Source organism: Planktothrix pseudagardhii (assembly GCF_904830925.1).
In the GTDB taxonomy this organism is placed as follows: Bacteria; Cyanobacteriota; Cyanobacteriia; order Cyanobacteriales; family Microcoleaceae; genus Planktothrix; species Planktothrix tepida.
Window position 1 is genome coordinate 5,744,358 of record NZ_LR882967.1, and the last position, 12,961, is coordinate 5,757,318.

8 protein-coding genes are annotated in these 12,961 nt (G+C 37.8%); all 8 read right to left on the minus strand.

The features are described from left to right. Window positions 1-61: 61 nt before the first annotated feature. Window positions 62-4,630 carry a chemotaxis protein CheB gene (locus tag NMK36_RS24885; RefSeq protein ID WP_254174880.1) on the minus strand — a complete coding sequence of 1,523 codons (4,569 nt, stop codon included), beginning with the start codon at window positions 4,628-4,630 and terminating at the stop codon, window positions 62-64. Window positions 4,631-5,163: 533 nt separating this feature from the next. Then, window positions 5,164-6,006: an ABC transporter permease gene (locus NMK36_RS24890; protein ID WP_072718000.1), complete on the minus strand. Its 843-nt coding sequence runs from the start codon at window positions 6,004-6,006 to the stop codon at window positions 5,164-5,166. A gap of 19 nt (window positions 6,007-6,025) precedes the next feature. Beyond that, window positions 6,026-6,937, minus strand: coding sequence for an ABC transporter permease (locus NMK36_RS24895; RefSeq protein ID WP_072717999.1), 912 nt, complete (start codon window positions 6,935-6,937; stop codon window positions 6,026-6,028). 49 nt (window positions 6,938-6,986) lie between these two features. After that, window positions 6,987-8,081 (minus strand): ABC transporter substrate-binding protein, encoded by a 1,095-nt coding sequence (locus tag NMK36_RS24900; RefSeq protein WP_072717998.1) that lies wholly within the window; start codon window positions 8,079-8,081, stop codon window positions 6,987-6,989. Between the two features lie 179 nt (window positions 8,082-8,260). Further along, on the minus strand, window positions 8,261-9,826 hold the full coding sequence (locus tag NMK36_RS24905) for a B12-binding domain-containing radical SAM protein (protein ID WP_254174881.1): 1,566 nt from the start codon (window positions 9,824-9,826) through the stop codon (window positions 8,261-8,263). A 52-nt stretch (window positions 9,827-9,878) separates the two neighbouring features. Continuing rightward, complete coding sequence (locus NMK36_RS24910) at window positions 9,879-11,204, minus strand: aminotransferase class I/II-fold pyridoxal phosphate-dependent enzyme (RefSeq protein WP_254174882.1); 1,326 nt, start codon at window positions 11,202-11,204, stop codon at window positions 9,879-9,881. Further along, window positions 11,197-11,673 carry an acyl carrier protein gene (locus tag NMK36_RS24915; protein WP_254174883.1) on the minus strand — a complete coding sequence of 159 codons (477 nt, stop codon included), beginning with the start codon at window positions 11,671-11,673 and terminating at the stop codon, window positions 11,197-11,199. Before NMK36_RS24915 ends, NMK36_RS24910 begins: the two co-directional genes overlap by 8 nt. Before the next feature lie 85 nt (window positions 11,674-11,758). Further along, window positions 11,759-12,871: an IS630 family transposase gene (locus tag NMK36_RS24920; protein ID WP_254172743.1), complete on the minus strand. Its 1,113-nt coding sequence runs from the start codon at window positions 12,869-12,871 to the stop codon at window positions 11,759-11,761. Window positions 12,872-12,961: the final 90 nt, after the last annotated feature.

A 12,961-nucleotide genomic window follows, 5' to 3' on the forward strand; every position in this document is an offset into this window, starting at 1 on the left:
TACAGAAGTTTACGGAAGCATCTATTTTCCTATTCCCCATTCATAATTCATAATTCATAATTCATAATTCATAATTCCCTCTTCCCTGTTCCCTGAAATATTTAGAAAGAGCACGGAGAAAATTTTCAACCAGAATGGGTTTACTCAGATAATCATTCATCCCAGCTTGTAAACATTGTTCGATCTTTTCACCCAAAATATTAGCTGTAACAGCAATAATCCAGGGTTGAGCTTGGGCAGATTGGCGAATCATTTTTGTGGCGGTTATACCATCCATTTGTGGCATCTGCATATCCATAAAAATCACATCATAAGATTGCGTTTTTAACTTTTCTAATACTTCTAATCCATTATTAACAATATCGGCAGTATAGCCACAAAATTCGTCGAGGAGCAATAGGAGAAATTGTTGATTAATCAGATCATCATCAACAATCAAAATTTTGAGGGGAAAGTCCTCAAATATTATTTCCGGTTCGTCTAATTCTGAATCTGAAGTCGTTGGTGGATTCATATTAGTCTCGGAAATCATCTTGAGTACCAAGGTAAAATAAAAAGTTGCACCTTGAGTTTGAGAATTGTCTGAATTATAAACCCAATTTTGAGGCGGATTTCCCCCAATATTACCAAGACTTTCAACCCAAATTGTTCCACCCATTAAATTAATTAAATTCTGACTAATCACTAACCCTAAACCTGTACCTCCATATTTGCGGCTCATAGAAGTATCTGCTTGGGTAAAGGGGTGAAATAATTGATTTAATTGATTATCCTGAATGCCAATTCCTTGATCGTGAATAGCAATCATTAACTCATAGTATTCTCCTTGATTTAAGGCTAGTTGTTGCTGTTTATTTCCAGAAATCAGTTGACCATTGACCGTAATCTTAACAATACCTTGATCGGTAAATTTAACCGCATTTCCGACTAGATTTAAGAGAATTTGGCTCAACCGGAAACTATCTCCTAAAAACTCAGTGGGAATATCAGAATCAATTTCATAGGTCAGGTCAATTTTTTTGTTTAACGCCTCTCCCTGGAGCAGATCACAAACCGATTGAATCACATCTGTTAAAATGAAACGTTGCTCTTCAAGCTCTATATGACCCGACTCAATTTTGGAAAAATCTAAAATATCATTAATAATTCTTAAGAGGTGATCACCGCTTTCTCGAATCATATTGACTAATTTTTTTTGTTCATCAGAAAGGTTGGTGCGCGAAAGAAGTTCGGTAATTCCAATCAAAGCATTCATGGGGGTGCGGATTTCGTGACTCATATTAGCAAGAAAGTCACTTTTGGCTTTTGTCCCGGCTTCGGCGGCTTCTTTGGCTTGGGATAGGGCGATTTCGGCTTGTTTGCGATCGCTAATATCAAGAATTGTTCCATAGATATCAGTCATCTGATTCTGTTCGTTATAAATGGGTTTACCAAGGGTATTAATATAACGAATCACCCTATCCTGATGACGAATAATTCTACAATCGAGATTATAGCTAATTCCTTGGGTTTTGAGTTGCTCTAAAGCTTGTATAAATTCAGCTTGATCGTCAATATGGATTTTGGTAATTAACTGATTTAAACTGGGTTCTTCCAGATTAAAATCAAAACCAATAATGTTAAACAATTCCTTTGACAAGCGAATTTTTCGGGTCTGAAGATTTAATTGCCAATTCCCCAGATGGGCAATACTTTGAGCTTCTTCTAGGCAATTTTGTGATCTTTCGAGTTCCTGTTGAATTTGTTTTTGTTCCGTGATTTCTGTAATCACCGCACCGACTCCGGGTTGTTGATTTTCTAACAAAACAGGATAATAGTTTACTATCCAATATCTTTTTTGTTTAGATCCAGGTGTCACAGCTTGAAGTTCCATATTTCTAATGGCTTGACCTGTTTCTAAGACTTGACGCACCAAAGGTTCATAAATATTTGCTAAGTCTGGAAATAATTCCTGTCCGGTTTTCCCCAAAGATTCTGCGACAGACAAGCCATTAATCTTGGCTAAGTTTTCATTAATTTTTACAAATTTGAGGTCTTGATCGACTAAACATAACCCCACAGGACTACTAATATAAATATTTTCTAACCAATTATTACTGGCTTGCAGTTCATTTTGGATATTTTTTAATTCATTAATATTGACAAAAGTAACAACTACCCCATTATTATCGTTGTTTTCTCCTCGATAACTATTCACTCGCATTAACAGGTTTTCCCCGGTGATTTGATTGATCACTTCTAGTTCAATCGGAATTTGCTGCACCACAAAATTTGATAAAATTTCGACTAAGTTAGGACAGTTTAAATTGTGGGTTAAATGGGTTAAGGGGCGATTAACGTCTGAAGGAATGATATTAATAATATTACTAGCTGTTGGCGTAAATTTTCTAATATTAAGATAATTATCAAGGAAGATTACCCCGATATTGGTACTCCGTAATAAATTATCAACATCGGCGGTCAGTTCCGTGAGTTGTTGAATTTTAATTTGATATTCGGCATTGACGGTATACAGTTCTTCATTCACAGACTGTAATTCTTCATTGGTACTTTGCAATTCCTCATTAGAAGCGAGTAATTCTTCATTGGTTGCCTGTTGTTCTTCATTCGTCGTTTTTAATTCTTCAATGGTGGCTTGTAGATTTTCTCGCGTTTGTTGGAGTTCATATTCTAACTCAGCAATTTGTTTGCCCGGTTCAATATCTACCTCAAACTCAATTCTGTGAGATTCATCTTTTAAATCGGTTTCTACCTCTAATAAAATCAACATTAATTCATTCAAAACGAGGTCTTTACGCGGAAATGCTATTTTTAAATTAACGACCTCATTGATGCCATTTCGAGTTAAATGAATGCCCGTATACAAAACATTTTGTTGATCTCGTTTGGCTCGATGTAGAGCCGTTCTCAGAGGTAATTGTAAAGGAGTAGGAACCAGTTCAGTAATCTCTAATTTAGGCTGTCCGGTAGGAAGGGAAAGGAGATGAGCACCATCATGAAAAATATGAACTAATTTGCTGTTTTGATTCACTAATACGCAAGTTAAACGTTGTTCTGTCAAACAAAGCTCAAAAACCGCATCTAAAATCCGTTCAAACTGAAAAATAGGGCGGTTAGATGATGGAGTTGCTGAGATGAGGGATGCTAATAACGGTTGCTGCGATAATGGCATAAACGCCAATTGAATGTCTCGACGTTTGCGGAAGATTTTCCATCGTTGCTCAATCTCGATAAATTCGGTTTCCAATTCCCCTAAAGTTTCCGCATTCCCCAAAAATAAAATCCCTTGGGATACTAAGGCAAAATGCAGTAAACTTAACACTTGTTGCTGAAGTTGGGGCTGCATATAAATCAGTACATTCCGGCAACTCACGAAATTCATCTTAGAAAAACCCGCATTTTTAGTTAAATCATGGGGGGCAATGATTAACATCTGGCGTAAATCTCGTTTAACTTTGTATGAACCGGATTGATCGATAAAGTATTTCTCTAAACGCTCAGGAGTAATATCATTTTTAATGCTTTCACTATAAATTCCTCGCGAAGCAACCTCCAAGGCTTTACTATCAAGATCGGTGGCAAATATTTTAACAATAATCTCTTTGTTTGCTGCCTCAAGTGCTTCATCAATTAAAATGGCTAAAGAATAAGCTTCTTCTCCCGTAGCACAACCGGGAATCCAGACTCTCAGGTGTTGTTTAGGTGCTAAAGATTCGATTAACTGAGGTAAAACTTGGTTTTCTATAAAAGTCCAAGCTGGAGGATCTCGAAAGAATTGAGTAACACTAATTAATAAATCTTGACGAAGTAGTTTTCTTTCAATTTCTGACTCGGTTAATAAGATAATATACTGGCTTAAATCGGCACATTCGGTGAGCGCACAACGATTGAGAATTCGACGGCTAAGGGTACTAATTTTATAGTGAGAAAAGTCGATTTGTTCGTATTGCGATAAAAGCGCGAGAATTTGTTCCAATTGTTCAACGGGAATTAACGCTCCAGGCTGAGCTTGAGCAATTGGATAGTTTTGGGAATAGTGAACTAAATTATAAACCGTTTGGGCTAAATCTTGAGGCGATAAAATCTCATCCAAACTGTCACTCGGAATGGCGCTACTGGGCATACTGGTAAATTGGGCGGTTTCTGGGGATTGAATCAGACCAATACCTCTTTTTTGACTAATAACTTGTAATCCCTCTGTACCATCGTTTCCAATTCCCGATAGCAAAATACCGATGACTTTTTCCCCCCATTCTTCTGCTAAGGAATGGAAAAAAACATTGATGGGATAATGAATTTGATCACCCGTATATTCTTGCAGTCGTAAACAATTTTGTTCAACTTTTACATCATAACGAGGCGGTAATATATAGATGCAATTGGGCTGTAACTCCATTCTATCTTCGATGAGTTTAACTTCCAGTGAAGTGCGTCTTTGGATTAATTCGGGCATGAAACTCGGAAAATCGGGAGAAAGATGTTGCACCACCACAAAAGCCGCACCCGGATTATTGGGTAAGTTAGTAAAAAATAGTTCTAAGGGGTGTAATCCTCCGGCTGATGCTCCGATTCCCACCACAAAAAATTTTTCTGGCGGCTCAACGCTAGGGTCTTGAGGATGTTGTGTCATAATCCTACAATCCTGATTCCGTAAAATTTTTATGGAGAAAAAACCAGTAGACTGATTAAAAACAATCGGTCAAGGTTTTCAAGTTTAGTTTTGTTGGTAACAATATTTCGGGCACTTTGTGATGGGTAGCGGGGGTTTCGGACTCCAGAATAGCAAGCTGGCAAACCATAAAATAAAGGTTTCAGCCGTTTACCTAAAAACCGTCCGAGCCATTGTTGTTAATGAGTTTAGTTCGTAAAAATTTTTTTTTAAATTTAATTCTAATTAAAATAATTAAATCAATTATTAAATCAATAAATAAAAAATTAAATTAAATTATAACATAAATCAACGTTTTTTTGACATAATTTTATTTTTTTTTAACAATTCCAGCTTGATTTTTTCTTCTGTAGGGTGTGTAAGCACAACGCACGCACCAAAAATGTCTCAGAGATAGCTACAATCTAATCAATTTTTCTAATCAATTTTTATCACAGATAGTGCGTGCGGTTTCGCCTTACGCACCCTACATTAAATTATGAAACAACCCTGGACTAATTTCTCATCCGTTTTCCTTCCCCTTGACTGCGTAAGTATTCCCCAAATATAGCTAAAAATCCAGAGGCGATAATTAAGATTACACTTAAGGCATTAATATCAGGTTTTACCCCTGTTCTAATTCGACTAAAAATTTCCATTGGTAATGTATTTGCCCCACTTCCTGCCGTAAAACTAGCAATTAAAAAATCATCCATACTTAACACAAAAGCCAGTAAACAACCTGATATAATCCCCGGCATTAATTGAGGTAATAAAACTTGAATAAATGCTTCGAGGGGAGTCGCTCCTAAATCTAAAGCAGCTTCTTCTAAATGGGGATCTAAATCTGCTAATCTCGTTGAAACCACTAAGGCAACATAAGCTAAACAAAACACCACATGGGCGGCTACAATTGTCCATAAACTCAGGGGAATGGCAACGGCGGCTAAAAACACCAAAGTTGCCACCGCCATGGCAATATCAGGAATAATTAACGGTAAATAGGAAACTCCTTGATAAAGTCCTTTTCCGGGAAAACGATAACGGGCTAATCCTACGGCCATTAATGTACCAATAACCGCCGCAATTGCGACGGCAGAAATTCCCACCGTTAAACTATTTTTTAAAGCGGTTAAAATCCGGCTATCTTGAAATAATTTAATATACCATTCTAAAGTAAATCCCTCCCAGCCTGCACTATATCGAGATTTATTAAAGCTATAAAACGTTAAAACCAAAATCGGCAGGTACATATAAAAAAACATTAAACCGACGAAAATCACCTGCCAAGAAATTCTAAACTTTGGTTTAGAAGCCATATCAAGCATCTCCTCTGGTTGTTGTTTAATGTCTTGCATAAATTCTTCCTAATTCCTATTAGCGAGAAGGTTTAGCATCCCCGTATTTAATTAAAAGTGCGATCGCAATACTCACCCCAAATATTAACACCATACTCAAGGCTGAACCAAAGCCCCAATTTTGAGTTAAGCCTAAAAATTGATTATAAATTAACCGGGAAACGGTCATACTTGATGCTCCCCCCAATAATTCTGGGTCTACAAAATCCCCCAGGGAACTAATAAAAACCAGTAATGATCCGGCGGCAATACCGGGTAAGGTTTGGGGAACTGTGACTTTCCAAAAGGTTTCAACGGGTTTCGCTCCTAAATCCGCAGACGCTTCTAATAAACGCTGATCTAATTTTTCTAAAGAGGCATATAAAACCGTGACCATATAAGGTAAATAACTATAAGCCATACCAATTAAAACCGCCGGAGTTCGATTCAATAATTCTAAGGCAGGTAATCCAATCAATGCTAAAACTGAATTTAAAACCCCCGTTGGTCTTAATATGGTAATCCAGGCATAGGTTCTTAATAAAGAAGATGTCCATAACGGTAAAACAAAGGCTAATAAGATTACATTTCGCCAGCGTTTAGGGGCTAATTGAGCAATCCAATAAGCAACCGGAAATCCTAAGAGTAAACACAGAACTGTTGTTCCAAAGGCAAAAAATAGCGATCGCCAAATGACTAATAAATTAATCGGTTCAAATACCCGTAAATAATTAGCAATTCCATTGGGAATCACCAAATCCCCCGGACGAATATCCTTAACTAAACTGAGTTCAAAAATTAATAACGTCGGGAATACTAATAAGAGTAATAACCACAACCCAGAAGGCCCTAATAACACTAAAGGCCCAAGCCATTGAGACGCTCGTTGTCGCCATCCCTTTTTAACAGGTTGTGGAGGAGAAGTCATCGGAGTTTTTGTGGAAATAGCCATAGTTTTGTTGTCGGTTGTCGGTTGTTGGTTAACGGTTAACAGTCAACACCTAACTGGTTAATTGTGTCCAATAGCGTTCATAAATTTCAGTGGCTTTACCGACGGGGGAAATTGCTTCACTCCTAGCAATAACAGATTCAGGCGGAAATAAGGTCGGATCATTTCTTAAAATTTCTGGTAATCTTTCATAGGCTAATCTTGAAGGCGTGGCAAATTTTAATCGTTTAACTAAGGTTGCTGCGACATCCGGTTGCAACATAAAATTAATCCATTTATAGGCTGCATCGGGGTTAGGAGCACTTTTAGGAATCACCATTGTATCCGTCCATAACGATGATCCACTATCAGGAGTAATATATCTTAAATCCTCATTTTCCTCCATAATTTCGGCAGCATCGGAGGAATAACACATGGCAACAAATAAATCCCCAACAATCATTTGAGGTCGCCAAGAATCCGTTGAAAAAGAAGCGATCGCTGGACGTAATGTCACTAATTTTTCATAAGCTTGACGAATTTGATTTGGATCAGTGGAATTATAAGAATAGCCTAACATTCTTAAGGTAGCTCCCATTACTTCTCGCACATCATTGAGTAACGTGAACCGCTTTGATAATTGATCTTTATATTTCCAAAGGTAATCCCAATCTTGCGGAGGAGTTTGGAGATTTTTAGGATTAAAAATTAACCCCGTTGTTCCCCAACTAATCGGTACACTATAACGACCCCCAGGGTCATAGCCCGGGTCTTGAAATTGCGGAAATAAATCTTCTAATCCCACCAATAAGGAACGATCCAATTCAGTTAATAGCCCTAATGTTGCCATTTTCTGAACCATATATTCCGAAGGATAGATGACACTATAAGCTCCGGCTCCTCCCGCTTGTAGTCGTGCTAACATGGCTTCGTTAGAGTCGAAGACATCCGCCACAACCTTTAACCCGGTTTCCTCTCGAAATCGATCTAACAAATCTTGATCGGTGTAACCTGCCCAAGTATAGATATACAAGGTATCTGAGGACACCTGGGTATTGGGGGTTGTTTTGACCTCAGCTAATGTCCAACCACAGCTTGAGAGGGACGATGCCACCATCGCTGCAACGGAAGTCTGCAAAAACTGACGTCGTGTTTGAGCAACCCTCATATTCCGATGTTGGTGTAGATAAGTCGGAGGCACTGTTTTTTTCTGAGTGGAAGTTTGATTAACAAAATAATTGAATTAATTTTCCCACAAGATAGGGTCAACATACAGAAAACAGCAGGAGTAACCCACACAACTTAAGAAACCGGGTTTCTGCTGTTCAAAAACCCGGTGTCGGTCAACTATTGAGCAATAGTCGTTAGCTGACGTTGGGTTTCTACGGGTAGCTCTTTTAGTTGACGCTCAATTTTTTCTTTGACAATGGCGCGATATTCATAGAAATGTTCGACCTGTGCACAAACGACTAAATAATGATCTAAAACGCGAGGTTTGTGTTTTAAAATATTCCATAAATAGCGCCAAAACGTCCAACGAGTCTTGCGTACAACTCCTTGATACCAACATAAAATAAAGAGCGCTCGCAGCGTTGTCAAATCCACTAATTTACTGCCAATGGAATTGGTTTTAGGCTCACCGATCATCATAAAATGTCGATAGGTTCGATCTAAATAGCGTTGTGGATCGTATAATTCCCAAAATCCATTAACATATTCATGGGCAATTTCTTCAAGGGGTCGAGTGGGAATAAAATTCATTAAGGTGGTTTGATTGACATTTCCCGTTTGGGTAATTAATCGTCCTTCTTTTTCTAAACGATGCCAAAGGGCGGTATTCGGTAAAGCTTGTAACATACTAAACATAGCAATGGGAATTGTAGTTTTTTCTACAAACCGAACAATGCGATCGCCCGCCCCAGGTTTTTCTCCATCAAACCCAATAATAAATCCTGCCATCACCCGTAATCCAGACCGGATAATTTTTTCAACGGATTCACTTAAGGAATCACGAGTATTTTGATATTTTTTAGTTAAATTCAGGCTATCTTCATCGGGGGTTTCAATCCCTAAAAATACCGCCCTAAAGTTACATTCAACCATCAAATCCATTAATTCTTGATCTTGGGCTAAATCAATGGATGCTTCCGTTGATATTCGGAAAGGATAGTTATTTTCTTTCATCCATACTTTTAATTCCCTCAGTAATAACTTGACATTGCGTTTATTGCCAATAAAGTTATCATCAACCAGGAAAATTCCCTGCTTAAATCCTAATTCCTGTAATCGATCCAATTCTGCTATAAATTGAGCCGGGGTTTTAGTTCGAGGTTTACGCCCATATAACACAATAATATCGCAAAATTCACACTGAAACGGGCAACCTCGCGAAAATTGTAGTGAGATCATATCATAGGCATTCTTATCCAATAAATCAAAGCGAGGAGTCGGGGATTCTGTTACATCGGGTTTATCTCCTTCTATGCGAAAAACGCCCTTAGAATCTCCACGTTCTAAGGCTTCCACTAATAAGGGTAAGGTAATTTCCCCTTCATCTAAGACTAAAAAATCTGCTCCTGCCAGTTCAGCTTCTTGAGGGGTTGATGTGGGATAGGGGCCACCCACAGCGACTTTTTTACCTCGTCGTTTCGCTTCGCGAATTTGAGCTAAAAAATCATCTTTTTGGACAATCATGGCGGAAATCATCACCAATTCTGCCCAATTCCATTCCGCTTCTGTAATCTCCCGAACGTTTCGGTCTACTAATTTAAACTCCCAAGATTGGGGTAAAATTGCCGCTACTGTAATTAAACCTAACGGCGGAAGTAAAGCTTTACGGTTAACTAAGGCGAGGGCTTTTTCAAATGACCAAAAACTTTGGGGAAAGATGGGATAAATTAGAAGAACACGCATTATTATTAGCCCTTTACAGGATAATGCCCAAGGTGGCTAAATTCTGCAAAAATCAATGATTTTCTGGTAATTTTGCCACTTCTTCGGCAAGAGTGTCTACAGTATAACGAATTTGTTCTTCGGTGTGGTTACAAGTAATAAAAAATCGCAAACGGGCTGCATTTTTAGGCACAGAGGGATAAAACATAAAGGGAACATTAATTCCCCGTTTGAACAAATTTTGAGACAGTTGCACTGATTTCCAAGAATCTCCGACAATAATCGGAATGACGGGAGAATCTTGACTTAATCCTGTATTTAACCCTTGATCTTTGGCTAAGGTTAAAAACAATTGTGCTTGTTGATGTAATCGTTCAACTCGTTGGGGTTCGGTTTTTAACAAACGAATGGCGGCGATTACAGAAGCGGCATTAGGGGGAGAAATTCCCACACTAAAAACAAATCCAGGGGCGGTATATTTGAGATATTCAATTAATGCTTGAGATCCGGCAATATAGCCACCACAACTAGCAAAGGATTTGCTTAAAGTTCCCATCCATAAATCAACATCATGGGGATTCATGCCAAAATATTCACTAATCCCCCGACCTTGTTTTCCTAAAACCCCAATGGAGTGCGCTTCATCCACCATTAAAAAGGCTTTATGACGTTTTTTAATCTCGATTAATTCCGGTAAATTGGGAATATCTCCATCGGTACTATAAACTCCTTCCACAATAATTAAAACTCGTTGATAACGGTGACGCCGTTCTCGTAACATTCGCTCTAAAGCTTGACAATCATTATGAGGAAATGCGATCGCTGTTGCTCCCGATAAAACAGCGCCTTGCATTAAACTATTATGACTGAGGGCATCATGTAAAATCAAATCATGTTGTTTGAATAAATGCCCCACCGTTGTTACATTGGTGGCATGACCTCCCACAAAAACAATACTATCTTCAACGCCAATAAAATCAGCAATTTCTCGTTCTAGTTCTTGGTGAATCACTTTTTCACCTGATAATAACCGACTGGCTCCCGCAGAGGTTCCATATCGATCAATTGCCTCTTTTGCACCTTCAGACACCTGCGGATCGCCACACATTCCTAAATAATTATAAGTGGCATAATTAATATAGTCCTGACCTCCAATCCGGGCTTGATCATTAGCAATGCCTTCTTGAGCCCTAAAAAATGGGTTTCCTAATCCTAAAGCCGCCAGTTCTTGCTGTTGTTGTTTCAGATGCAGATATTCAGGAAATTGATTAAATTGATAATATTCAGTCGGAATCTCAGGAAGGGGAATAGATTGTGCTTTTTTCCGTAGTAAGTCCGCCAAAAGTGATCGCTTTTCTTGAGCGGATAACTGACTGACTGAGGGGGATAAATTAATCATTGTGGTCTTCCTCTTCCGCTAATAAAAGATTTAATAAAGTATCAACCTCTGCATCAGAAAATTGATCCAAATGATGCAAGAGATGTTCAGCATCTTCAGGGGAAATGCCGTTCTGATATTGAGCGATATCGAGTTTAGCTTGAGTCGCTAAATATTCAGCCAAGGTGGCAATATTGGGATAATCCCACAACAAAGTCGGGGGAAGTCGGCGACCTAAAATTGTTTCTAAGTCTCCAGAGAGATTAATCGCTTCAATGGAGTTGAGGCCATAATTGCCAAAATCCTCCTGTATCTCAATCTCTGACGCTTCTAACCCCAACCGCTCTGCCAGTTGACTAACTAACCATTCCTCAATTGTGGTAACAGACTGGAAAGATTCAATGCCATTCACCGACCACTCTGGATGACGCACCGTTCCCGATGGTTGTTGGGGTTTTGTCCCATTCATAGACGCATTTAACACTTGCATGGCTCACTCCTCCATCACCATAAAACTTTAGCATCCCAAGATATCAGTAATCAGTAATCAGTAATTCAGTTAAGCTGTTGTGTATTTAAACTGTGATTATAGCATTACCTTTGTTTTTAAGTTTACGTCCCCATTTAATAGATAACTGTCCTTCATTTAAAAGCTGATGTAATAAACACTCTAGCTCATCAACTGATTTAAAGAGTCGATGAGCTATATATTCTTTAGCTGAATGCCAGACTAATTCAATTAAATTATAATCTGGACTATATGCTGGAAGAAATTCTAAATAGACATTCGGCATTTCTGCTTTAATTTTTTCTAGGTACTCTTCTTTTTTGTGAAAACTTGCATTGTCAAGAATAATCAGGATCTTAGCTCCTTTTTCTACAAATTCTTCTGCTTGATTTCCCGCTAATACCCATTCATAAATTAGCTCTTGATAAAAACTTTTTAACACTTGATAAAAATTATCTGCATTTCCTTTATCCAGAAATTCTACAAATCTTTTTTTATCCGAGTACCTCAATCCTCCCATCACATTAACTCTTCCTTTCCTCCTGTCTCCTCTAATCTGTTTCCTCTTCCCTTTTTTACACCAATTCTTTCTTTTTATCACTCTTAAATTAAATCCACTTTCATCCCAAAACCATACCTGTAATTGTTCTGGACTTTCTTTTGCTATTTTCAAATATTCTTCTATTTTATCTTTAAATAATTTTCTTTTTTCTGGATCTCTTTTCTCTTCTAAGCTATACTTTGCCCACAAATAAACATACTTTTTTTCCTTTAATATCTTTCTCACTTGTGAACTACTTAATTTGATTCCTGTGATTTGTTCTAAATAAGTTGCCAATCTTTCTCCTGTCCATCTCCCAAATTCATATCCTAATTCTTCCGGTTCTTTTTCTACTGTTTCTAATAATATCTCTATATATTTGTCTGTGGCTTTTCTATAATTTCCTTTCATTCTTTCATCTTTTAGGCTTTCTAATTTGTCAGGGTCTCCATGTACACACCAATAACATACTTTGTTTAATGAGCAGCCCAAAAACTTGGCAATTTCACTTTGCTTTTTACCATCATTTAGCAATAATAAAATCAAGATTCTTTCTCGGATTTGTCCATTTTCTTCCTCTTTCAATCTTTTCTGTAGTTTCTCTACTTGCTTTTCATTTAAATGATTTTTAGCAGGCATCTTTTGATTGATTTTTCTAAACTTGGTTTTTCATTATACCCTATTTAGATGCTTAACAGCTTATCAGTTTAAGAGTTAGTCGTGGGGAGT